The 23,449-nt window shown below is 49.0% G+C and carries 26 protein-coding genes; 4 read left to right on the top strand and 22 right to left on the bottom strand.

The annotated features are described in order from the left end of the window. Nucleotides 1-4: 4 nt before the first annotated feature. From IPP66_01455 to IPP66_01440, 4 genes are all read right to left on the bottom strand, one after another. Nucleotides 5-577 (bottom strand): PadR family transcriptional regulator, encoded by a 573-nt coding sequence (locus IPP66_01455; GenBank protein ID MBK9923934.1) that lies wholly within the window; start codon nucleotides 575-577, stop codon nucleotides 5-7. 112 nt (nucleotides 578-689) lie between these two features. Next, the gene (locus tag IPP66_01450; GenBank protein MBK9923933.1) at nucleotides 690-1,769 is read right to left on the bottom strand and encodes a P1 family peptidase; all 1,080 of its coding nucleotides are present in this window, start codon (nucleotides 1,767-1,769) and stop codon (nucleotides 690-692) included. 115 nt (nucleotides 1,770-1,884) lie between these two features. After that, complete coding sequence (locus IPP66_01445) at nucleotides 1,885-2,769, bottom strand: hypothetical protein (GenBank protein MBK9923932.1); 885 nt, start codon at nucleotides 2,767-2,769, stop codon at nucleotides 1,885-1,887. 215 nt (nucleotides 2,770-2,984) lie between these two features. Further along, nucleotides 2,985-5,870, bottom strand: coding sequence for a S8 family serine peptidase (locus IPP66_01440; protein MBK9923931.1), 2,886 nt, complete (start codon nucleotides 5,868-5,870; stop codon nucleotides 2,985-2,987). Between the two features lie 220 nt (nucleotides 5,871-6,090). On the opposite strand from IPP66_01440, the gene IPP66_01435 reads away from it, so the two are divergent. Then, the gene (locus IPP66_01435; GenBank protein ID MBK9923930.1) at nucleotides 6,091-6,582 is read left to right on the top strand and encodes a peptidylprolyl isomerase; all 492 of its coding nucleotides are present in this window, start codon (nucleotides 6,091-6,093) and stop codon (nucleotides 6,580-6,582) included. A 109-nt stretch (nucleotides 6,583-6,691) separates the two neighbouring features. Here IPP66_01435 and IPP66_01430 read toward each other — a convergent pair whose 3' ends face one another. From IPP66_01430 to IPP66_01395, 8 genes are all read right to left on the bottom strand, one after another. Then, a complete protein-coding gene (locus IPP66_01430) occupies nucleotides 6,692-7,951 on the bottom strand; it encodes an MFS transporter (GenBank protein ID MBK9923929.1) in 1,260 nt (419 codons plus the stop codon). An 85-nt stretch (nucleotides 7,952-8,036) separates the two neighbouring features. Beyond that, nucleotides 8,037-8,888 (bottom strand): ABC transporter permease, encoded by an 852-nt coding sequence (locus IPP66_01425; protein ID MBK9923928.1) that lies wholly within the window; start codon nucleotides 8,886-8,888, stop codon nucleotides 8,037-8,039. A gap of 10 nt (nucleotides 8,889-8,898) precedes the next feature. Continuing rightward, nucleotides 8,899-9,768 carry an ABC transporter permease gene (locus tag IPP66_01420; protein ID MBK9923927.1) on the bottom strand — a complete coding sequence of 290 codons (870 nt, stop codon included), beginning with the start codon at nucleotides 9,766-9,768 and terminating at the stop codon, nucleotides 8,899-8,901. Nucleotides 9,769-9,777: 9 nt separating this feature from the next. Next, nucleotides 9,778-10,836, bottom strand: coding sequence for an ATP-binding cassette domain-containing protein (locus IPP66_01415; GenBank protein ID MBK9923926.1), 1,059 nt, complete (start codon nucleotides 10,834-10,836; stop codon nucleotides 9,778-9,780). A 195-nt stretch (nucleotides 10,837-11,031) separates the two neighbouring features. Beyond that, a complete protein-coding gene (locus IPP66_01410) occupies nucleotides 11,032-12,228 on the bottom strand; it encodes an MFS transporter (protein MBK9923925.1) in 1,197 nt (398 codons plus the stop codon). A gap of 35 nt (nucleotides 12,229-12,263) precedes the next feature. Then, the gene (locus IPP66_01405; protein ID MBK9923924.1) at nucleotides 12,264-13,079 is read right to left on the bottom strand and encodes a hypothetical protein; all 816 of its coding nucleotides are present in this window, start codon (nucleotides 13,077-13,079) and stop codon (nucleotides 12,264-12,266) included. Between the two features lie 132 nt (nucleotides 13,080-13,211). Beyond that, entirely contained in the window at nucleotides 13,212-13,646 is a 435-nt protein-coding gene (locus IPP66_01400; protein ID MBK9923923.1) for a SufE family protein, read from the bottom strand. A 43-nt stretch (nucleotides 13,647-13,689) separates the two neighbouring features. After that, nucleotides 13,690-14,529 (bottom strand): sulfurtransferase, encoded by an 840-nt coding sequence (locus IPP66_01395; protein ID MBK9923922.1) that lies wholly within the window; start codon nucleotides 14,527-14,529, stop codon nucleotides 13,690-13,692. 376 nt (nucleotides 14,530-14,905) lie between these two features. Here IPP66_01395 and IPP66_01390 point away from each other — a divergent pair, with 376 nt between their 5' ends. Continuing rightward, nucleotides 14,906-15,325, top strand: a complete 420-nt coding sequence (locus tag IPP66_01390) for a BLUF domain-containing protein (protein ID MBK9923921.1) — start codon at nucleotides 14,906-14,908, stop codon at nucleotides 15,323-15,325. 57 nt (nucleotides 15,326-15,382) lie between these two features. On the opposite strand, the gene IPP66_01385 is transcribed toward IPP66_01390, so the two are convergent. The 7 genes from IPP66_01385 to IPP66_01355 all read right to left on the bottom strand — a co-directional run bounded on the left by IPP66_01385 (nucleotide 15,383) and on the right by IPP66_01355 (nucleotide 20,728). Next, nucleotides 15,383-15,766, bottom strand: coding sequence for a hypothetical protein (locus IPP66_01385; protein ID MBK9923920.1), 384 nt, complete (start codon nucleotides 15,764-15,766; stop codon nucleotides 15,383-15,385). Between the two features lie 97 nt (nucleotides 15,767-15,863). Then, nucleotides 15,864-16,946 carry a diguanylate cyclase gene (locus tag IPP66_01380; GenBank protein MBK9923919.1) on the bottom strand — a complete coding sequence of 361 codons (1,083 nt, stop codon included), beginning with the start codon at nucleotides 16,944-16,946 and terminating at the stop codon, nucleotides 15,864-15,866. A gap of 46 nt (nucleotides 16,947-16,992) precedes the next feature. Beyond that, the gene (locus IPP66_01375) at nucleotides 16,993-17,844 is read right to left on the bottom strand and encodes a GNAT family N-acetyltransferase (GenBank protein ID MBK9923918.1); all 852 of its coding nucleotides are present in this window, start codon (nucleotides 17,842-17,844) and stop codon (nucleotides 16,993-16,995) included. Nucleotides 17,845-17,846: 2 nt separating this feature from the next. Beyond that, nucleotides 17,847-18,215 carry a response regulator gene (locus IPP66_01370; protein MBK9923917.1) on the bottom strand — a complete coding sequence of 123 codons (369 nt, stop codon included), beginning with the start codon at nucleotides 18,213-18,215 and terminating at the stop codon, nucleotides 17,847-17,849. Nucleotides 18,216-18,294: 79 nt separating this feature from the next. After that, complete coding sequence (locus tag IPP66_01365; GenBank protein MBK9923916.1) at nucleotides 18,295-18,750, bottom strand: RNHCP domain-containing protein; 456 nt, start codon at nucleotides 18,748-18,750, stop codon at nucleotides 18,295-18,297. Then, on the bottom strand, nucleotides 18,747-19,733 hold the full coding sequence (gene rsgA, locus IPP66_01360; GenBank protein MBK9923915.1) for a ribosome small subunit-dependent GTPase A: 987 nt from the start codon (nucleotides 19,731-19,733) through the stop codon (nucleotides 18,747-18,749). Before rsgA ends, IPP66_01365 begins: the two co-directional genes overlap by 4 nt. Nucleotides 19,734-20,200: 467 nt before the next feature. Beyond that, nucleotides 20,201-20,728: an SRPBCC family protein gene (locus IPP66_01355; protein MBK9923914.1), complete on the bottom strand. Its 528-nt coding sequence runs from the start codon at nucleotides 20,726-20,728 to the stop codon at nucleotides 20,201-20,203. Nucleotides 20,729-20,918: 190 nt separating this feature from the next. On the opposite strand from IPP66_01355, the gene IPP66_01350 reads away from it, so the two are divergent. Next, on the top strand, nucleotides 20,919-21,254 hold the full coding sequence (locus tag IPP66_01350; protein MBK9923913.1) for an RNA-binding protein: 336 nt from the start codon (nucleotides 20,919-20,921) through the stop codon (nucleotides 21,252-21,254). Further along, nucleotides 21,205-21,774: a hypothetical protein gene (locus IPP66_01345; protein MBK9923912.1), complete on the top strand. Its 570-nt coding sequence runs from the start codon at nucleotides 21,205-21,207 to the stop codon at nucleotides 21,772-21,774. Before IPP66_01350 ends, IPP66_01345 begins: the two co-directional genes overlap by 50 nt. A gap of 94 nt (nucleotides 21,775-21,868) precedes the next feature. Here IPP66_01345 and IPP66_01340 read toward each other — a convergent pair whose 3' ends face one another. From IPP66_01340 to IPP66_01330, 3 genes are all read right to left on the bottom strand, one after another. Then, complete coding sequence (locus IPP66_01340; protein MBK9923911.1) at nucleotides 21,869-22,312, bottom strand: hypothetical protein; 444 nt, start codon at nucleotides 22,310-22,312, stop codon at nucleotides 21,869-21,871. Between the two features lie 138 nt (nucleotides 22,313-22,450). Further along, nucleotides 22,451-22,705 carry an RNA-binding protein gene (locus IPP66_01335; GenBank protein ID MBK9923910.1) on the bottom strand — a complete coding sequence of 85 codons (255 nt, stop codon included), beginning with the start codon at nucleotides 22,703-22,705 and terminating at the stop codon, nucleotides 22,451-22,453. 174 nt (nucleotides 22,706-22,879) lie between these two features. Then, nucleotides 22,880-23,134, bottom strand: a complete 255-nt coding sequence (locus tag IPP66_01330) for a hypothetical protein (GenBank protein ID MBK9923909.1) — start codon at nucleotides 23,132-23,134, stop codon at nucleotides 22,880-22,882. Between the last annotated feature and the right edge of the window lie 315 nt (nucleotides 23,135-23,449).

Raw genomic sequence — 23,449 nt, 5'->3', positions numbered from 1 at the left:
TTGGTCATGAGCGTTTCTTTGGCATTTCCATGGCGGGCAGTTTGCGGACTTGTGGCAAAGTTTTTTCCAACCAGGCGATCTCGTTTTCGTAATAGCTCATGCCATAATCCAAAGTCAATTGCCAGAGGTCACGCAATCGTTTTATACCGACCCGCTTGTAGCTTTCGTCAATGTTCGTTTGAGCGAACTGACACCGCGATACATATCCGTTCAGTTCCTCGATCCGCTTTTCAAACAGAGTGGCGATTTCCTCATTGGTGGCATTGTGTGCGAAGAAGACTTGTATGAGCCACGCCGTACGGGGACTTTCGACAGGCAGGGGAGTGGATATCCAGCGATGTAATTCGGCTCTTCCAGCATCCGTAGTTTGATACTGCTTTCGATTAGGCTTTCCTTCCTGTTGAATGACTTTTGATGTCACCAACCCGTCTTTTTCCATGTTTTCCAAAGCTTTGTAGATATGGCTTTGCGTTGCCGACCAGAAATGGGAAATGGATTGATCGAAGGTCTTTTTCAAGTCATAGCCCGACATGGGCATGTAATCGAGAAAACCAAGAATGGCATGGGTAAGTGGCATCTGTACTCCTTTAGACATATATCTACATAGGAATATATCTGTTGTGACACTTTTTGTCAAGGGGATTGTTAATTTAGATTCAAATTACAAGCACATTTTGTCGAAGTACGTTTTATCCCATCCTGTTGTACTTCTTCATAACATCCATCAACGTATCATGCGGCAACGCCTTGATGCTGACACCGTTATGTCCCACCATATCATCTGCGGCGATCATCGAGTTGACGATTGCTTCCTCGGTTGCATAAGCTGATGCGATCAAGAGTGGATCAATAAAATTGTTGCTCAATGATTGAAGCGGAGCCAATCCCTTCTCATCGCCGTTTGCAACATTGGGGTTGGCTGTTGAGAACGCAAGAAAAATGTCGCCTGAGCCATTGCCGCCGAGCGAACCCGTCCGTGCCATGCCGAGCGATGCACGTTTTGCCAATCGCTTGAGTTGATGGGGGAGAAGCGGCGCGTCCGTGGCGATGACAACGATCAACGAGCCATCATCCTGCTTGAATGGATTTTCGCCGTTCGTCCAAATTGCATCATCTTTCAAGTGTTGTCCCACAGGAACGCCTGCCACTGTGAGTTGATATCTTCGCCCGAAGTTGGTTTGTGCGAATGCACCCACTGTCCAGCCGCCGAGTTTTTCAGATAATTTTCTGGATGATGTGCCACTGCCGCCTTTGAACTCGTAACATAACATGCCCGTCCCTCCGCCCACGCTTCCTTCTTGGATCGAGCCTGATTCAGCGTTCTCTAAAGCTTCTCTTACATGTTCAGGTTTGACGAAGAAAGCATTCATGTCATTGAGCCAGCCATCGGCAGTTTCCGTCACAAGCGGAAGGGACCATTTTTGGAACAGCTTATCATTTTCCGCCTGCCATTGGATGATCGTATCACGCACCACACCAACCGAATGTGTGTTTGTGATCCCGATCGGACCTTCAAGGAAGCCACCCTCTTCGACCCATGCAGAGCCTGTCATTTCGCCATTACCGTTGAAGGGGAACCAACCTGCGAACACAGGATCATGATTGTCTTTGCCTCGTGGGTGGATGATGGTCACTCCTGTTCGCGCAGAGTCACCTTCGATGATTGTGGCGTAGCCGACGGTGATACCATCCACGTCTGTGATGGCGTTGTATTTGCCTGTCTCACCTTCAAAGGGAATGCCGAGATCGCGGGCACGAGGCTTTTTCATGGTGACTCCTTACTATAAGTAGTTATTATCAATCCCGAAGGGATGTAACGATTATTGTTTGGATTCATTATTGGAATTAGAAAAATAGAATCGCTTCACGCCTTTGGCGTTTTTCTTAGTGGTTTTGCTTTGCCAGCATCACCAATTGAGTTGCAACATTTCTCATTACATCATCAGGTACACCATCTACGGCTTTGGATTGGATGCGGGTATCGATTTGGTCGTTGACGTAGTCCACGACGATGAACTCTTCGTGAGTCAAAGCTATTTCGGTGGTGAACCAGTCTAAACGGCAGAGAGATGCGATGCGTCTGGTGATATCGTGTAGAGGCGCAAGGTCATATTTATTTTCTTCAGATTGTGTCACTGTGGCAAATACATGTGTCAGCGGATTCCACCAACAGGGATAGACTTTGCCGACCGAGTAGAACACACGGAACCAGGCGGGGCGTCCTTGAATGGTGCGAGGGGTGATATTAGCTTGAAGTAGATATTTTTCCTGCGGAAATTCCATGCGGGCACGTAAGACCTGGTCGAGGGAGGATGCGCCAAGGATCACGCCATAGCCGCCGCCTTGATTGGATGGCTTGATGACGAATTGGTGTCCAAGTGGAGCCAAGTCCAATAATGGGATGGCAGGTTGTTCAATGAAAGGGGCAAGCAAAATCGTATAAGGTGTATGAATGCCTGCGTTCATCAATTCAAGGTGCATCGTGGCTTTATCTTCTGACCATTTGGAAAGCTCAGGAGGGTTGATGCGCCTTTTATTGTATTCTTTTGCCCAGTTATTGATGGGGAGGAAGCTATCGTCGCCTTGAGAACGGTCGAGGAGCGTGTTGAATGATTTTTCGCCCTTATACAATGCCGTGATGGATTCAAGCAAATTATCAGGTGTGACCTGCCAGAGGGTGAGTCCTTGTTCGTTACAAGCCTGTTCAACGAAGCGGACAAAGTCAATATCATATTCCCAGTACCAGGGGAGACAGAGGTCATAATGCATGGGCTTATTGTAAGGGATGAAGGTGGAAGGATAAAGGATGAATGTACAATGAAAAAATGGTCAGTGAGTAATGGGAGGAAAATATAGCAGTGTTCGAAAATATTTCTCGAGCAGAAGCAGATTGCAGTTAAGAAAGAAGCGGACGTCAATCAAATAAAAAAGATGGACACGTTATTCACGCGTCCATCTTTTTTGAAACTATAGGTGTTACTTGATTATGGTAGGTATGTTACATTGACTGAAACATAGTCAAGAGAGAAATCGCGCGAGGTGTTGCTGGCAACATCGATCACACGAACTCGGAAGTTGGTATTGCTGAGGTTGCTTGCCGTCCAGGTACGTCCCCATGTGTCGCTTGAGCTACCGAGTGTATAAGTTGCCTCACTGGTGGTTAACGTAGTAGTGTTCTTGGCTGTAGTCCAGGTTGTGCCGCCATCCCATGAAAGTTGTACACAGATCTTGGGTGAGCCATTCGTTGCATCTACACGTGCATCCAGCCGAACAGTGATGCCTTGTACCACGGCGGTGCCGGGCAGGCTGACACCGTAGTTATAGAAGTTGTGGCGATCTTTAGCTGTGCTGGTGCAGGATGTGCTGGTGCCGTTGCCGCTGTTGGTATCCACTGCGAAGACGCTATCGTTGGCATAGGCATTAGTTGGATTGGTTTGATAGCCGTTGTTGTCGCCTGCGCTGGTTGTGATTGCAGTATTCGCTGAGGCTGTGAGGAAGCCTGTGTTAGTGGATGGTGCGGGCGTGTTGGTTGGCGTGGGTGGAATGCCGGTATTGGTCGCTGTGGGCGGAACGCCTGTGTTCGTCGGCGTGGGTGGGATAGTTGTGTTGGTTGGCGTCGGTGTGGGGTCAGTGCCGAATGTGCCACCATCTACGGTCAATGCAAATTTTTGCGGACCATTTGGTACGTTGAAACCTTTGACGGTAATGGTGTATGTGCCAGCTGCTGGACTTTGAACGTAGACATTCTCAACGTTGTTGCGGCGATCTGCTGAGCCGCCAGTTGTGCTCCAGCCGCCAGAGAAAACGTTGCCAAGGAATGTACCACTTGGGCCAGCGACGGTGAGATCAAGATCGTTGACAAGGTTCACAGTCGCAGTATCGGTGGATGGGTAATCGCTCCAGACGACGGTCACTTTGAGTGGCCCGCCGGTGGATGTTACTGTGAAGGTTTGGGTTCCATTTGTGGCGAGACCTGTGCCTTCATCCACGAACTGGATCGTGCCATCAGTGGCAGCATCGAGGTTGATGCGTCCCCAACCTTCGTGGTTATTCGGAATGGGGAAGTCGTTGTCGTTGACGCCATCATTGTTCTCATCGAGAATATCCACGGCGGAGTTGATGAGCGTGGCTTTTACAAGCGCGGCTGTGGCATTGAAGCTGTATGCCTTGCTGTAGTAATCTTTGATAACTGCCGCACCACCTGCCGTAAGCGGATTGGACATGGACGTGCCGCCCATATATTTGTAATATGAGTTGTAAGGGAAGCCCCAACCATCATATTGATAGGCGCCATTCTGTGGATTCGCAGAAGCATCATAGCCTTGTTGGTAGAGATCAGAATATGTGGAAAGGATCCACGTGCCGGGCGCTACAACATCGGGCTTGATACGTCCATCATCTGTGGGACCACGGCTTGAGAAAGCTGCCATTTGATTGGAGTTGCCCGCGCCGGGGTCGCTAAAGATGGGGTTGGCAGGGTAATCGCTGGGCCAGGATGTGCCATATGTGGCAATGACATTGGCTCCACTTTGTGAAGCGCAGGTGGTGTAGGCCAACGATGTGTCGCAAGGATAATTATCTGTGCGTTGGTTTTCAGAAGCACCCACGGTGATCACATTCTTGGATGTACCGGGGGAACCGATCGAGTCGTTATCGATCACGCCGTCACTGTTGGCGTCGATGCCTTCATTACCAGCGGAGAACGTGATGACCATATCACGATTTGTCCAAACGAAGGAATCGGTGTTGACGCCATCGGTGTTGTAATCGCCAGCCAGAGCCGCACCCCATGAGTTGGAGTGAATGCGCGCACCAGCGTTATAGGCTTGTTGATAGAGTGTCTTCAGATCGGTGGGTAGGCCGAGAAGATAGTAGCCGTCTGTATAACCGTATAATGTTTTGCAGAGATTAGTGATCGTTGCGTAATTCTCTGTTGCTTGGAAGATCAGATGAGCGGATGGGGCAGTGCCGCGGCCCAGTCCGCTTGGCTCACCACCGCTCAATACGGATCCGCTGGTGTGTGTACCATGACCGGAATCTACATCGATCGCGCCATCGTTCACGACAGTTTTGAAACAACTGCCAGCCGCGCCGGGCCAGTTATAGACCGCAGTCACACGACTGGATGGGATATCGCGATGTACAGTGCTAACAGTCCCGCCACCGATACCGGTATCAGCAACGGCCACGGTCTGTGTGGAGCCATCATAACCGCGTGTGTTTGCAATAGTCGCGCCGATAATATCGCGGCTGGTATCATTGGTGCCTGGTTTGCTTGACGTGCTAAAAGTTTGGTTCAAGTAAAAATTGCTGATGGATGCTACATCGTCCACATTTGCAATCGCATCTATCAGGGCGCTATTGGCTAGGATGAAGACCGTATCCCCGTTGACACCCAAGACTTGCGCGCCGGTTCTGGCAAGGAGGTTATGCCCGCCAGCAAAATCGGATCCACGTTCTAGACGCACTGCATACACACGCATTTCGCCATCACGCATCAAACCCCGTTTGAGTTTGAAGCGGCCTTCGAAAGGTACTACCGCGCTGACAAAGGACTGCTTCGCTACATTCTTCGCTGTAGCAAGGTTCATACGCGCTTTGAACGCAAAATCGGGGACGTAGTCCAACAATTCAACGCCTTGTGCGGTGACAGAATCCTTCCATTCCTGTTCCACCGGGCCAGCAAATTGGATGATGAAGTACCTTCCTCCATTTGCTGCGAGTAAGTTGTTCTGGACGGGGATAAAAGTTCCGCTTTGCATACGAAGTGGCGCAGGTTGGGCCTTCGCTGCGGGGGCCATCGCCAATGAACCCAATAACAGGGTCGCAATTGCAATGGCAGAAACAAGATACCTGATTGCTTTATTCATAACACCTCTCCTCTAAGTGATTTTAGAAAAGCGTTGATCTATATAATCAACGCTTTGAGCACAGGGTCTGTTGTTTAAATTGTTTTGGGGCCAGTTAAATTGGATGGATTTTACTCCTGTTTTGTTTTGTGTCAATAAAAGTGCATCCCCCATGTTTACTTGTGTACGTATTTCCATCTCGCTGATACAATGGGCGCATTAATTCATGAAAGGATAAATAATGAGTAAAGATACAGTAGAAAATGGCGTGGTAGTTTCGATGGAATACACGTTGAAAGTTGACGGCGAAGTGATCGATTCGTCTGAAGGACAGGATCCATTGGAGTTTCTTACAGGGCATGGAAATATCATCCCTGGTTTGGAAAGCGAAATGCTCGGTATGAAAATTGGCGATAGCAAGGATGTGGTTGTTGCTCCTGCCGATGGATATGGGGAATATGATGATGAAGCATTTTTAGACGTGCCCAGCGGTCAATTCCCCAGTGATATGCCCGTGGAAGAAGGCTTGGAGTTGACAGTCCGCGATGATTCGGGTCAGGCACGTTATGCGCGCATCGAATCTGTCGAAGGTGAAACTGTCCGCTTGAATTTCAATCATCCGCTGGCGGGGGATGAGTTGCACTTCAGCGTAAAGGTTGTTGCGTTGCGCGAACCGACCGATGAAGAACTGGATCATGGACATGTCCATGCAGGGGATGGACATCATCACTAAGATCGCAGAGGGGAGATCAGCTGTTCGGACGGAAGCAGGCTTCAGTTAAGTCCGAAGCGGGTTTTAGTCAAATAAAAAGTGGATGCGCCGAAACGCATCCACTTTTTTGTTAATCAGAAGCGACTGGGAGTGGTTGTCCTTCTTCTGGCGTTGGAGCAAATTGGGCTCTTGTGCCGAGTCGAAGGTGAAGGGCGTAGTAGGCGATGACGGATACGCCACACAAGATGGCACCAAGGAACCAGAGCGTGTTGGGGGGGTAATTATCCAGTATATAACCTGCCGCACCGGGCCCGATAGTCTGAGGGATCGCCCAGGAAAGACCTGCGATTGCCATGTAGCGTCCTCTCATGTCGGCGGGTGCAAAATTGGCAACCAGTGATTGACTTGTGGGGACAACGATCATCTCACCGATGGTGATGATAATGATGTTGAGCATAAAAAGGGTGTATGTTGCAAATATGCCAAAAAGAGCAAACCCAATCACGTAGAAGACGGTACCGAAAGCCATCATTAAGAACGGTGGGCGCTGTTTGATCATCCGTGAGACCCAGAATTGGAAGAGCACAACGGTAATGGCGCTGGTTGTCATTAGAAAGCCATATCCTTGTGGATTGATACCGTGATAGTCGCGCAGATAGACAGAAAGCGTGCCATACATTTGTTGGTATACGATCAACATGAGAATGTTTGCAATGATGAACGCTGTAAAAGCTGTGTCACGCAATGGGTAGCGATACCCGATCACTGTTTGCAGGAGCGACTCGCCCTGCTCGTGGGCATGCGGTTGAGGTTTGGTCTCGGGGATCGTGCGATATACAGCAATGGCGATAAGGCAGCTAATGATCGAATCGATGACAAACAAATAAAAGAAATTGATGTTCGCTACAAAGCCGCCGATGGTTGGACCAATGATCCATGAAAGATTGCCGACCACACGCAAAATACCAAAGCCTTCCTGCCTTTTGTTTTCAGGCAGAATATCTGCGATCATTGCCTCATGGGCAGGTTGTGCAATACTGGAGAGCGTACCCACCAAAATAGCCAATGGGTACATCACACTGATATGTTCGACGAAGCCGAACGTCAATGTGCTGATTGCGCTGAACACCAGACCAAACAAGATCAACTGCTTTCGCCCGAACTTGTCGGTCAGCGCACCTCCTGCCATGCTCCCGATCAAGCCAAAGAGCGAGAACATGCCAAGCAAGATACCGGCCTGCGTCATGCCTACGTTAAATTTTTGCGTAATGTACAGCGCGAAGAACGGAAAGAGTAATGTGCCTCCAATGCCATCTACAAAGCGAATGCCAACAACGGTCCAGAACAGACGCGGAAACTCATGATAAATTTTGTTGAAACGAGTAAACATTCGGATCCTTTCGTGTGGGAATATCTATTTTAGCACACGCGTTCTATTTTTCAAAGGAGGATGAACATCCGCATCTTTCTGGACCTTAGTGCTGGCCCAGCGTTCCTAAAGTCCTGACTCGCCGTTCGACCCTGTAAAAGATCTGCGCGCCACCCCATAGCATCACGAACATGAAAACGACAAGGATGATGATCTCTACATTGATGGGGAGGAGGGTATTGGTCTTGAGTAGAAATCCGCGCACAGCATCGAGACCATACGTCAACGGGAGCATGAGCGAAACAGGGATCAACCAGTAGGGCAGAGACTTCACTGGGAAGCTCGTCCCTGAGAATCCTTGAATGAGAAAACTGCCCACATCGATCAATGTGTTCGCATCCCGCATCAATAGGACAATGCCAGCGAAGGCAAAACCAAACCCATACAGTCCAAGCAACATGGGAATGGCTGTCAGAATGGCCGCGATCGTATTTCCGGTTGGATGGAAGCCAAACAACAAGGCGCCGACAGCAAGCATTGCAATGGAAGTGATCGTGGTGGTGAACAAACTTGTCAGCGTTCGGCCAACCAGAATAAGCAAACGTGAAACAGGAGTCAGCCAGTTGGATTCGAGCACACCTGCGTCCATGTCTTCTTTGAGGGCGAGTCCCATGCCCCAGAACACGGTCATGATGAAGTTGGTTAACACTGTCCCGATCAAAATATAGGACATGTAATCGCCGCTTCCACTGTAGGCCGCGAAGCCAGTAGCTTGTCCATTTGTGCTGAAGGCTTTGCCCATGAAGTAGGTAGGCGTGATCCAGATGATGGGTTGAAAGATTTGTGATACTGCATTCAACGGGTAACGCCAGAACACCTTCCAATCCTTGCGGGCGATGACAAACAAGGCTCGAAGTTGGGTTTTGACATTGGGTTGTGAGAGAGTTGTTATTTCCATGATTGCACCTTTAATACTGTCCGATGGCGCCTGTTTGACGGGCACGGCGTTCCATCCAGATGAAGGCAAAATAACCAGCGAGAAGCCAGAAGGTGCCAAATCCAAGCAGGGGAATCAAGTCTGGCATCAATTCGGTTATCCCTGCATTTGAGAATGCAGCGGCGCGCATCCCATGGATGAGATAGGTTTGTGGTAGCCATTTTGCAAAGGTTTGCATCCATTCGGGCAAGATGGCAACAGGGAAGGTGATGCCGCAGAAGATCATGATTAGTCCGCGGATTAGGAAGACGAAAGCATTGGCTTCTTTGACCGTGATGACCAGACTTGCAAATGCAAATCCCAACCCGTATATGGCTGGGATTGCTGCCAGCATCATCAGTGCAAACATCCACACACTGCCGTTCAAGCGGACGCCGAAGATAAATCCAAATTCAATGGCAGTGATGGCAATGAACATCACCATCGAAACGATTTGTGGACCCGTGTGCCCAAGCAGATAAGAGAATCTCCAAGTGGGGGAGAGCCAGTTGGATTCAAGAGTGCCTCGCATTTGTTCGTTGCGAAGTGCAAAGCCCACATCCCAAAGCACGATGTTTTGCCACATCCAAACGGTTGTGCCGACGATGATGTACCCGATGTAATCGGTTGCGCCTGTTGTTTCCATGAACACTGCAAGTCCGCTGCCATCGGGACCGGCCAATGCACGTGCCGTAAGGATGTACAACATTGGGAAGATCAACGGCCAGATGAACAAAGCGATGATCCAACTCGGGTAGCGTGTGAAGATCGTCCATTCACGGCGAAGGACGGCCATGAACGCACGCACATCTGATAAAAAGCCTGGTTGCCCAAGCGAGCGGGGAGTGATCGTTGTTTCCATTTTCAACTCCTAATCCCTCAACGCCTTGCCCGTCAAATGGATGAACACATCCTCAAGCGATGGCTTGACGATATTCATGTTGACGAGCCTTGTTCCGTTTTGGCTGATGCTCTCAACAAGTTTGGGTAATAACATTCGGCTATTCGTTGCCTGCATGTTCACTTCCCACAAATCGGCTTCGCCTTGTCTCATTGCTACAAGATTTTCCACTTCTGATAATGCACGCAGTTTGTCGCCGATATATTCCTGCCAGCCAGTTACCTCAAGGCGGACAATCTCTTTCTGGTTGATGCGTTTCTTGAGTCCTTCGGGTGTATCGAGCGCGATGATCTTGCCTGTATCAATAATGCCGATTCGGTCAGAGAGTAAGTCAGCTTCTTCCATGTAGTGAGTCGTCAGTAGGATGGTGTGGCCTTCCTGCTTCAGTTGTGCGATCAACTCCCTTAAATTGCGAGCAGCTTGCGGGTCGAGTCCGAGCGTGGGTTCATCCAAAAGAAGAATGGGCGGGCGGGCAAGCAAAGCCTTCGCGATCGCCACACGTTGCCGCATCCCTGTCGAATATTTTTCAACGAGTTCGTTGGCGCGATCCTTGAGTTCCATGCGCTCGATCAACTCTTCCACGCGCCTCTTCGCAATCGCAGTGGGGATGTGGTACAGCGCCGCAAAATATTCAAGGTTCTCACGCCCTGTCAGCTTCCAATAAATACTGCGCTCACCAGCCAGCACCGTGCCGAGACTGCGTCGCACATCGTTGGCTTGTTTCACAATATCGTAACCGTTCACATGCGCCGTGCCGCTCGTGGGCTCAAGCAACGTGCACAACATGCGGATCGTGGTGGACTTGCCTGCACCGTTCGGGCCAAGCAAGCCGAATATCTCGCCACGTTCGATTTGGATATCGACTCCGTCCACGGCGGTGAACATCGCTTTAGGCTCTTTCTTCGCAAACAGCCCTCGCCTCTTTTTGGGACTTTGAGCTGATTCGCCTTCGATGGGCTTATCCCCGGTTCCTGGGCGGGCGGGGAACTTCTTAATGAGTTGGTGAGCTTCTACAGCAAATTGAGACATAATAAACTCCTTTTTAAGGCAACCTTCAAGAAATTGCAGGTTTTCTAGAATAATATTTCATTTCGAATTGATTATTTTTGATATATTACAACTAATTATTGTGATTGTCAATAGTAACTTTTATAATTTTAATATCGTCTTCAAGAATTTCAATAAAAAATCCCGCTTTGGGGCGGGATTTTGAAAATTTGACGGTTAATCTGTGCTTGGAGCAGGTTTGGGTAATGGTGGCGCTTTTATATTGATAAACACAAGAAGGACCAAAAACAAGCTTATAAGTGTAACGAGCAATACGGTTGTCATTGCTTGGGGGCCTGTGCGGGCGAATATCTGTCCAAGTAACCAAGGTAGAAGCATGCCTCCTGCCCCAGAGCCGACAAGGAACCAGCCTGTGATCGCTCCAGTGAGTTGCATCCGTTCACCGGCGAGCATAATAAATGTTGGGAAGATGGATGCCATGGAAAGTCCGAGCCCGATCGTGCCAATCCATAGTGCAACACTGGACTCTTTCCAAAGCATGATGATGACGATGCTGATGGCGCAACCGAAGATATCCACGAAAAGAATTGTTCGTGAGCGAAGACGGGTTGAGACCCAAATACCAAGTAAACGACCAAGGGTAAATGAGCCCCAAAAGAAACCGTTCAAGTTGGCGGCAGATGTGATCGTGCCAAGGTTGAGAGTCACTGTGTAGGTGTAGATCCAATTCCCAAAACCGAGTTCGAGACCCACGTAGAATAAGAACAAGACTACAACTAATAAGACCGGCACAAGAGGAAACGGGGCAGAGCTATGTTCTTCTGAATGTTCCTGCTTCGGCGGATTGGGTAAGAACCATAGCCAGATGGCTATTGGGATGCACACAATGGAGAAGGACCAATATACCCAAAGGATGTCGCCTGTTTTGGGAAGGATCTGTCCAAGTAAGAACGGTGCGATAAGCGAACCGATACCAAAGAAGAAGTGCAAACCATTCAAGAACGGACCTGCCTTCTCGCGATGGGTCCACATGATCAATGCATTACATCCCACGTCAAGAGCGCCCGATGCAATGCCACTGAGGAACATAGCGGATAGAAGGATTGTCAGCGAACGCGAGATTGGGATCAATGCCGAGGCAATCGCCATGATGAGCAAGGTCATAACCATGAGCTTGTGACCGGGGATGCGATCATAAGCAAGCCCGCCAAGATAGGAACCAACGATATAACCCAGCGAACTGAATATGAAGATCAGACTGATACGATCCAATCCACTGGATGTGTGCTCCGCCAGTGTAGGGAGGCTGGGTCCGCTAACTGCAGTGGTGAGACCTAAAATGATGAAGGATAAATAATATGCCGCTGTGGCGATATAGGGAAGTGTCGATGCTTTTGTCTGTGTTGTAGTCATTATGTTTTCTTTTGTATTGGAATGTGAAAATCGAATTATTCGTGAGGTGGCCAGGGGACTTCAACAGGTCCACCGTATCCGTGCTTTTCCTGGAGATAGACCAACCCATGGGATGGAGTGCTACATCCGGCCTCATCATTCTCCACTTTGATAACGGGGAAGTTTGTGCCAAGCGTTTCGAAAATGATCTGCCCGGCTTCACAACGCCAGACCTCGATAATGTATTGTTGCATACGTTCGTCCGCAAATTTACCGGGGCTGATCGGGATGTGCTCCCACGTGATCTCAACGGTGTTGCCTTCACGTGTTGCCTTTGCCCATGATGGACCGGGATAATAAGGAGACACGGGCAATTTCAAACCGGGGTACACAATGGGCAGGCTTTTGGGGTCGCCTTGAATTTCTAGGAACTTGGCGTTCACCCAGCAATTGTTATTAGTGTTATTTTTTCCTTTATTTTCCACCCAGACCCAATTGTTCGCGTCGGTACGCCCAACAAGTTTGATGTTTGCAGTCCCATTGAAAGCAAACAGGTAAAGATATTCTGCGCCGGGGCCGTAACGGCAACTGAGTTTATCCGCGTTTACTTGTGCTTTCAAAACTTCTACTACGGGGAGGGGAGTTTGTGTTGGCGTTTCAGTAGGAGCGGGAGTAAACGTTTCTATTGGAGTGTTTGTTGGTGTGAGAGTCTCTGTAGGTGCAGGGACTGGTGTAAAGATCTCAGTGGAGGAGATGCTTGTTGATGTTGAAGCAGGCTCCTCTGTCGGAGATGATGCGGGTGTTTGTCCCGCACTGCATGCGAGTGTGGCGAGTATCAATGTTGTGATGAAAAGAAGGAGTTTATGTTTCATGTCCTGATTGTACCCAATCCCCCGTGAATTGTCTTTTAAGTAGTTCTCCCCGGCCTGAGGGGGGCAGGTCGGGGAGAACTTTCTATATTTTACATGATGTCCGAATTTTTGCAAGAGGTAATTTTAAAGAACTTATCTTGTTTTAATAGAAGTAATAGCGATGTGTTTCATGTGTGCAAGAACACCCATGAACCCATTCAGGCGTTGACCTGAAACTGCCTCGGCAAGATTCATCGGCAGATAAAAATCTGCGGGAACGCTGATGATCTCTTCCATCGTGCAGCCATTGAGACCGTTAAGCAATATGGATGCGAGACCACGTACGGTAGGGGATTGCGGAGGAATATCGGCATAAAAGATAATGCCGCCGTTCGGTTCTTGTTCGCTGATAAGAAAGACGGGTGTCATACATTCGGGCACGGCTTCCATGTTGTCGCGTTGGTCTTTGAATCGTTCAGGCAGTGGAGGAAATGACTCAGCATACGCGATCAACGTTTCCAACTTTTCCTCACGTGACATGCTGGCGAAGTCATCTACGATCTCTTGAAGTTTTTTGGGAAGGGACATGATGCCTCATGTAGGGACGACCAGCTGGTCGTCCCTACAAAAATTATTTTTCTATTGGTGCATCCACGAGGTTGCCCCATTCGGTCCATGAACCATCATAGTTCTTGACGTTGGGATAACCGAGCAGGTATTTCAATACGAACCAAGTCAGCGAGGAACGTTCACCGATGCGGCAGTAAGCAATGACCTCTCCATCGGACTTGATCCCTTTGCCTTCATAGATCGCGCGCAATTCGTCCGCAGATTTGAACGTGCTGTCCGCTTCGTTGACCGCTGTAGCCCACGGGATGCTGACCGCGCCGGGGATATGCCCGCCGCGTGTTGCGCCTTCTTGTGGATAGTTGGGCATGTGCAAAAGTTCGCCGCTATACTCTTTCGGTGAGCGGACATCCACCAACGGTTTCTTTGCGTTGCTTTGCTGGAGCACTTGATCGCGGAAGGCGCGGATGGACTTATCCGCTTCTTTCGCGCTGTAAGCTGTTTTCTTGTACGAGGGAACTTCCTTCACGAGAGGACGGCTCTCTTTTTCCCATTTGAGTCGTCCACCGTTCATGATCTTGACGTTATTATGCCCATAATATTGGAAGAGCCACAGCGCATAGCATGCGAACCAATTGGACTTGTCGCCGTAGAAAACGACGGTGGTGTCATTGGTAATGCCGATCTCTGAAGCGACCTTCTCAAATTGTTCCTTCGTCAGAAAATCGCGGCGCAGCGGATGTTGTAACGTGCTGAACCAGTCCACTTGCACGGCGCCGGGGATATGGCCGATGGCATAAAGCAACGGGTCTTCGTCTGATTCTATAATGCGGACGTTTGGATCTTCGACATGTGAAGCGACCCATTCGGTATCTACAAGGTATTCGGGGTGTACGTATGACATATTATTTTTCCTCTTTCATATTAAAGTTGTTATGTTAATTCATTATCTTACACAATACTTTTGCCATTAAAAATCAAAAGCAGTCAACGGACAAAATAAAAGGACAGCGAAACATCCTGCGCATGATCTTTGCGCGGGGTCGTTCCACCATCCTTACTCGTTGACTGCTTATTTGCCAAGGAAGTCCAGGTGATGGTTACGAACCCCGCCATGGACACAAGCAATGTTGCATGAATATTATTTTCATAATGTGCGTTATTGTACGTTCCCGGCCCTGCTTGTCAAGTCAAATATTGAATGGACGTGTACATATCAGAATCGTAAGACCGGTTGGATGTGTTTTAAATAAAGCTATAATTGTTAAAAGGAGAAAAATATGCTCTCTCTTATCTACGTCAGTACATCGGTTAAGATAATGAAGGATAATGAACTGCTGGATATCCTCAAGGTCAGCCGCGAAAATAATGAGTCAGGGAATATTTCTGGAATGTTGCTATATAAAGGTGGCAATTTTATGCAGGTTCTGGAAGGCCCTGATGATGCGGTCACTGCTGTTTTTGAAAAGATCAAAAAGGATCCTCGTCATAAGGATGTCATGATCATTTCAAAAGAACAGATCCAGGTTCGCCAGTTCCCTTCGTGGGAAATGGCATTTCAGAATTTGGATAATCCAGCTGTCAAAAATGAACCTGGCTACAGTCAGTTTTTACAGGATGAGTTTACAGCCAAGATTTACCGTGATAATCCTTTGCGAGCCTATATCATGCTCTTGAGCTTTCGCGACAATATGCGCTAGAAAATAACTTTACGGTTCAGAAAATAAATCCCCGCTTCAACGCGGGGATTTTTAAATCTACGATACAGCCATTTTTCTGGCATCTTCCCCAAACCCAAGCAGGGATGCCATGCCCTGCACCATCAGACTCGCTCCATACACGGCCATATGATATTCCATGTCACCGTTGACAATGGCAATGTGGAATGTCCATGCGATCATGACAGCACCGATCACAATGACCAAGATACTGCCAAGGAATAGGGTGGCGATATTGGAACTGTTCATACTTGCGATCCATGTGATCACACCCAGAATAATGACCAATAGAAATGCGGCCATTTTGATGAGTGACCACCAAACTTCGATATGAAAGAACTCATTTGTTGAGAGGCTGAAGGTGATCAGCAAACCCGCCAGTAATGCATTGATGAACGAAAGAAAGATGGAAATGGTCTTCATGAGAATGCCTCCAATTGGGTTTTCATCAGAGTATCCAATTGCGACTCTCAGAGTCTACACAGGCACTATCATATACTGTAAAAATCTGTCGTACTGATCAGGTGGCGACAACCACCTTGTTCTTGCCAGTCCCTTTTGCAATGAGCAAAGCTTCTTCTGCCGCCTCAATGAGTTGATTCGCGGTGTATCCATGCTTTGGATAATACGAAACGCCGATCGAGATCGAAGTGGGAAATAACCAAGCCTGTGATGCGGTCTCCACCGATTCGCGCAGTCTTTCGGCCACAACAGCGGCCTGATCCACTGTAGTGGCTGGGAGGATCACAATGAATTCATCTCCCATGCGCCAGCGACCGAGAAAATCTGTGGGGCGCAGGGCGGTTGCCAATGTTTGTGTGATCTTGCGGATCACATCATCCCCGGCTTGATATCCCTTACTGTTATATTTTTTGAGACTATCCCCATCGATCAGGCAGAGACTGAGTTGCGCTTGTTCCAGAATTACTTCACTCAGCGAAAGCTCGAGCCTGCGTTGAATGGCAAGCATGTTAGGTGCGTTGCTCACCGGGTCGGTGTAGGCGATCTTGAAGGTGTATTGGAGCGTGCCGCCCAGTGTTTCGATCCGTTTGGCCATAAGTTCGATGGCGTGAAGTGTGGCTTGGTCTTCTTCAGAAGTATTGGCCTGAAAGACCTCGAATGGATTCTCAGCCTTTGTCAATTCGAGCTTTTCGTTCAGGTTTCTCCACACAACCGCCGGGTTGAGTGGAGCCATATCAGGGAATTGGATGACCGCCATACGTGCAACAGGCGGGTCCAGTTCTAATTGTTTTGCTTCGCTGTTTAAGCGATCGAATAGTTTTTTGGCTGTGGCCTCATGCTTTTTATGTTTTCCCCCGATCAGAACAGCTACAAAGTTGTCACCTGAAATGCGGTACACGGTGGATAGAGTCTCGTCTTTGATGGCGATCCCCATCCAGCGCAGAAGACTATCTCCATGGTCAAAGCCCTTATCCCGATTGATGCCCTTCAATTGATACATATCCACTGCAATAAGAGAGACCGGCTCAAGCATTGTGTTATAGAAATTGTCATCCAGTGCTTTCGAAAAACTGACAAGGTTGTAACAACCGGTTAACAGATCAATGCGAAAAAATGGATTGGATGAAGGAATATCGTTCATGGGGCCCTCTCATGGTGATTTCTCAACAATTATAGAACTTAATTCGCTATGTAGACGGGCGGCGCATTTCTATTCGGGAGAAGTTCGTGAAATATCCGAGGAATTGCAGAGCAGAGAGGTGTGGGTCTTCCTCGTGAATATTTTCTGCATAGGTATCATGATGGGAATACTTCGTATGGAGATGCCACAGAAGTTGCATGCCAACCTCGAACGGGTCGCCTTGTTCCGTGTGCAGGATCAAATGGCTGAGCGTTGACCTCAATGTAAATTTTGTATTGCGATACACAAGCCAACCTGAACTGCCGTTCGGTAATGTGATATGTAACCCTTCTGTATTGGGTGAGTTCCTCATGGATTCCAAGGCGTTGATCCACGTGATGTGCCTGGGATATTGAGCCAGTTTTTCCAAGGCTTCGTTATATGTCAACCAAGTGAGAGCACCTCTGAGTGAATTTTCTCTAGGGCGTGGCGCATGACGCATGACAAGATAAGTCCCTGTTTCAATAAACCCCTTTTTCAGAAATAGTTTATAGGCAGGCTCATTGTTTTTGATCACTTCGAGATGTGTCTCGGTTGCGCCAAGCTTCCCTGCATTTTCCAGCATACTGTCCATTAATGCAGACCCGGCGCCTGTTCGCCTTGTAGATGGCAGAACGCCCAAACGTGTGATCCAGGCGATCCCATGTCGAAACCCCAACATACTCAGGCCAAGCACTTCACCTTCGGAATCACGCGCCACACACGAGTGATGCAAGTCCACATCGAAATCATGTACATACTCAGCCAACCTGTCCGCATTCATAGGCATGGGCACTACGTAGTCCACCCTTGTTTTATTATAGAGGTCTGTCAATTCTTGAATGGTGAACCGGTCAGCCGGTATGATTTCAACTGTCATGTTTATTTAGGGTTCAAAACGGAATCGATCATTGTTACGAGCGCAGTCAATGTAAATGGTTTGCATAGATATCCGTTCAGCCCGTAGGCGTTGACTGTCTGACGCACTACTTCTTCGGGCCAGGCGGTGAGAACGATGATGGGAATCTTGCTGAGTGCTGGGTCGCCTTTCAACCAGACCGATAACGTCTGGCCATCTGCATCAGGCAAACCCAGATCAAGCAGGATCACATCTGGTTTGGATTGAAGTGCCAGCTCCAACCCTGTTTCAGCATTTTGCGCGGAGAAGAACTCATGCCCACGCGATTTGACAACCTTTTCAACGTATGTGATGTTGTCCTGTATGTCTTCGATGTATAAGATTTTCGCCACAGGTCCTCCTTTCCTATGCCGTGATTGTATCACCCGGTGCGAGGCCTGCCCCCTGTGCAGGCCTCGTTAAAATTTACACTTATGCAGGGACAACTTCACCGAATAATTGTGCCTGAACAACCGCAGTTTCGTTCAATAGTACGATTCCCTGTACCTCACATCGTGCGTTGGTTTGAAAACTCAAGCTCTGAGAGGAGAGAAAGGCCTCCATAACGGAATCAGGATCGTCGTCTGCCGCGATGCGATTGATGGATAAATCTCCGCATTCCACACATTCGTGGATCAACATCAGCTCGCCTCGGGACTTAATCTGGTACTTGTTCCTGCTCTTCTTCATGGTCAACCCGATGGGCTTCATCTGCCCTTTACACGCGGACAGTCTATCGCCCGCCGAATATAGATCGAGATGACGTGACCACAAGCAGTAGGGACAGTGATTGCGGTTATTGACGCCTGAGAGGACGTGTGCGGTTGTGACGTACTGACCGCAGTGTCCACATCGAAAATCGCCAAAGGAGGAAGCATGGTAGTTCATAGCTCGCTCCGCAGGTTCATATAACTCTTGTAGCGATGCGGGCTGACCATGCCATCCATCACGGCTTTACGGATGGCGCAACCGGGTTCGTTATCGTGATGACAACTCAAGCCGAATTTACATCGGCCAACGTGTTCCGCCATTTCTGGGAAGAGATAGGCGAGTTCATCGGGGGAGATATTCCATAAGCCGAATTCGCGCATCCCGGGTGTATCCACGATGGTTCCGCCGGTATCCAATTTGAACATTTCAAGGTGCGTTGTGGTGTGGCGTCCTTTGCCGAGCTCGCCGTTGCTGACTGCTTTTACTCGCAACCCCAGCCCCGGTTGGATGGCATTCAGCAGAGAAGTTTTACCCACACCCGACTTGCCGATCAGCACAGACATTTTGCCTTGCAAGGTCTCTTTGAGTTCTTCGATGCCCTCGCCAGTGACCGAGCTGACCGCGCGGATAGGATACCCGATGCGCCGATAGGTTTCGAGTTCTGTATCGAGTTTGTTATTCCCGTTGGCTAGATCCATCTTTGTGATGACGATCAGCACTGGCAACTCAGCCGCTTCAGCAGTGACGAGGTAGCGGTCGAGCAGACCCCACTTGGGTGGGGGATTGGTCGCGGCGAACACGGGGATGACTAGGTCTGCGTTCGAGACGATGACTTGCTCGAAGATGCGTTGACCGGTAACGGCGGCGGGGCGTGAAAGCTTTGAGAGGCGAGGCAGGACCTCGGTAATCATGCCGCGGCCTTGTCCTGCATCCACATAGCGGACTCGGTCACCGATTGCGATGGGGTCTACGTGGTCCAGTTCACGTACGGCTTGCACTGTACGCCGCATGGATGTAGGGTCGGCGGTGGAGTAGATGAGTTGTTTATGGAGGAGGGACGAGACGCCGCAATCGAGTTCTCGCTCTTCTGTATGGACGGTGTACCGTCCGAGTGTTTTTCGAAAGACGACACCCTTGTCGTCCTGGTCGTTTGTATTCATTGTCAGGGTTTCCTGTAATTGTTGTATATAAATGTTTGTTCGATAAACGCCCATTGAAACTTGCGCGGGCAGGGATGGTTCCATTCAGGTAAATGACTTGTGCTACTTGTGCTAACATAAAATTTGTTCCTTTCTTTTGTAAAATAAAAACAGCCACAGAAATATTTCCGTGGCTGGTGTGAACAGACGTCTTCGCAGTGAACATGTAAGCGACACTTGCACCTAGTGCATGTGCAGGTGATAGACGCGGCTGTTATCAATTAAATAAAAACGCCACGGGCTGGGCGCGCCGTGGCATTAAAGTCGAATCAAAGTGACTGGCTTAACTGCTGTGCAGAGACGCGCCCAGAGGGATATCGCAAACAATGACCGATGCTGATTTGAACATAAAACGCGCGTCTCCTTTCTTTAGAATGAATTTCGTTTGGAGTTTACCAATGGCATGTAGGAATGTCAAGGTAAGTAAGTTATGAACCAGCTTCCAGAATTTCTTTGAGCATGGCGAGGTTTTCCTTCAATTGTTTCTTCATCTTCTTTTCAAGGATGCCCTCGTTGAAATCCATGGAGTTGATCACGTTCGCTTGCATGGAGAGTTTGATCTGTGTGTAGCCTTTGGCGATCTCGAACACATAGGACGTGTAGGATTGCAACGGCCCCGAAAGTGACTTGAAGCCATACTTCTGGTTTGGTTCGAATTCGGTTACTTCGAAGGTGCTTTGGATGCGATGCCCCATGAAATGACCTGTGCTTTGGAAGCAGGCTCCCAGCCCTGGATTGCTCCCTTCAATGCGGGTGGAAGCCAGCGTCCCATATTGCCATTGGAAATCGTTCTCTGGCGCGCTGATGTAATCAAAGACTCGTTTGATGGGTTGGTAGATCTGGGAGTTCGAGATGATCTGGATCAATTTTCCTGTGCTTTCATTGGGATACAAAAGGTATTGCTGATTAAAAGTAGAACCGCCAGCCCATAACAGGGTTGGCGGCTGGAGGACCACACAAATCCAGTTATTAATTTAAAACTGTTTCATCAGTGTACCATGATTTTAAAGCCGCCGATAAGAGGACTACACGCTGTGATATAATCACTTCTATCTTATAGAAGGTCTAGCGTGCTTATGTCGCCGTCAAACTCCTAGTAGGAGTTGGCGGCTTTTTTTCTTAAGTACCATCCATAAAGGAGTAAATATGGAAGCAAAGTTGTACGTTGGGAATTTGGCCTACACAACCACAGAAGATAACTTGCGTGAACTTTTTATGCAAGCTGGCGGAGTGGTTTCGGTTGCCTTGATCAAGGAACCGGGGACAAATCGTTCGAAGGGTTTTGCCTTTGTGGAAATGAGCTCACAGGCCGAAGCGCAAAAGGCGATTTCGATGTTCAATGGTTACTCCTTGGCCGAGCGCCAGTTGACCGTGAACGTCGCCCGTCCGCGTGAGGAACGTGGTGGTGGCGGTGGTTTCCGCCCGAACCGTAATGGTCCACGCCCGCAACAGCGCGGCGGCGGTGGAAGAGACCGACGTTAATACTCAATTGATGATGTTCAAGATCGGTGACCAGGTCGTCCATCCACAACATGGAGTGGGGAAAGTTGTCAAATTGGAGGACCGTGAATTCGGGTCTGGAGCGAAGCGCCAGTACTACGAGATCTCCATCCCGGGCGGGAGTACTCTATGGGTACCGCTTGATCCGCCTGCGTTTGGTCTGCGTAAGCTTGCGGACCGAAAGGAGATCGCGCGTTGTCGCCAGGTTCTGGTGGCGCGTCCCTCGCCTTTGACCGAAGATTCGCGCTCACGTCAATCGGAGCTTGCAGAACGTCTCAAAGAAGGGACGATCCGCGCTCAATGTGAGGTTGTCCGAGACTTGTATGCGTATGGCGAACACAAATCGTTATACGGAACGATCGCGGGTTTCTATCGCCAGACTCAGAATGTGTTGTGTGAAGAATGGGCCATGGTGGAAGGGGTGACGCTCGCAGAAGCCGTTCAGGAAGTAACCTCCCTGCTTGAAAAGAGCAGGAACATTGTCAATAAATCAAAAGCATAGTTAGTGTTCTTTGCACCAAGAAAATGAGCCGCAAATTATTTGCGGCTTTTTGTTTTTTAGAATGTGGATGGCTGTGAAGTGGATTTACAACCCGCTACATGGCTGGCAATTTGACATCAAGCTGTTTGAGGATCGCCATCAAACCTGCGCCCTCGGTTGGTTCGACAACCCAGGATAAGACCTTCTCATCCCTGACTGTCACTGTGATCTTCTCAATGGCGGTGGAGAAATCTCTGTGTGTAGCAGAGACCACGCCCATGTGCAAACCTGTGAGATCAAAAGCGCCACGGTTGTTACCGCTCATCTGTGATGTGGTGTTGACGGTGTTGCCTTTGGAGTTCTCTACTTTGAAATGGTAATTGAGACCAGCGAATGCCATGCGTAGACTTGCGCCCAGTTTCAACCACGTCCTGCCGCTGATCGGCCTGCGGACCAGCCCCCTGAATTGGAAGTCATCCGAGAGCAGGGTCTTGGCTTTATCGAAGTCACCCTTCTGGATCGCATCCATAAGGGTTTGAACGATCTCTTGTGAGTTCATGTTGTTTTCCTTTACTGCCGTTGGTTCGTGCGAAGGTTGCCGATGGACCTGTGTTTCCCCCCGATGATGAATGGATCGCGATAGTTAAAACTGTACCCTTATCCCTAGTGGAACAAGGGTACAGTGATGCGTCAGGTATTAAAGGGCGCGCGGCTTGGCTACGTTGACCTTGAGCTTGCTCTCGGCCAGTGCATAGTCATTGAACATGCCGATGGCCTTATCGGCTTCTGCCTGTGAGGACATGGACACGAAGGCGAAGCCCTTCGACTTGCCGGTGCCCTTATCCATGGCGACTTCTACTGAAGAGACGGTTCCAGCGGTGGCGAAGAGGGTGTTGATCTCATCCTGTGTGGTGGACTTGTTCAGGTTGCCTACGTAAATTCTTACATCCATTGTATTGCTTCTTTCTGCCCAAAGGGGCACGTGCCCGGCTGTGCCGGAATAAAAATGACCGCCGACCCTATAAAAGGGTCAGCGGCCAAGGGGTGCGACAGGGATCCTGTTATGTATTGCCTATTCAGTGTAGCACAGTTTTTGCCCACAGACGGATGAGTATTGAACGGGAGCCTACATCCCCAATTGGGCTTTGACCTTCTCCACAGCGGACTTGGCTTCTGCAAGGCTCGAACCGCTCAGCTCGCGATAGATCTTGATGGCCTCGATCAGGTTGCCCTTTTTGATCTGTTCGATCACTCGTGGGTCTGCTTCGGGACCTGGCTTGGGAATGTAGGTAACGCCGAGGTGTTGATATAAAAATGCGACCTGACCTTCCAACTCTAAAACACGCATCCGCAACGCACCGATTTCTGCATCTGTGACCATAAAGTTTTCTCCTGCTTTGATTTGGGTTGTCTATGAGGGGTATTGTAATTCATGCGGATATTCAAACCGCTGGCGAAGAACCGAGAAAGCTGACATCCATATGTGGGGGTGTTTTTATGGATAGTGTTTTTTGGGGTTGGGGGTGCCTATATTCTGCCTATAGTGTGCGTTCGATGTGCCTGCTTTGGCGGTATCCCCATATGTGGATAAGCCCTATTGAGAGAAGGGGTGAGGCGATGGGCAATTTAATCCCTCGTTCGCGATATTTCGACCACAAGGTCACTGTCAACCGATTCAGATAGAACTTGTCTATTT

It is taken from the genome of Candidatus Defluviilinea proxima (assembly GCA_016721115.1).
Taxonomy (GTDB): domain Bacteria; phylum Chloroflexota; class Anaerolineae; order Anaerolineales; family Villigracilaceae; genus Defluviilinea; species Defluviilinea proxima.
Note: the sequence above shows the minus strand (reverse complement) of the source record. Positions and strands in the feature narration are given on the sequence as shown.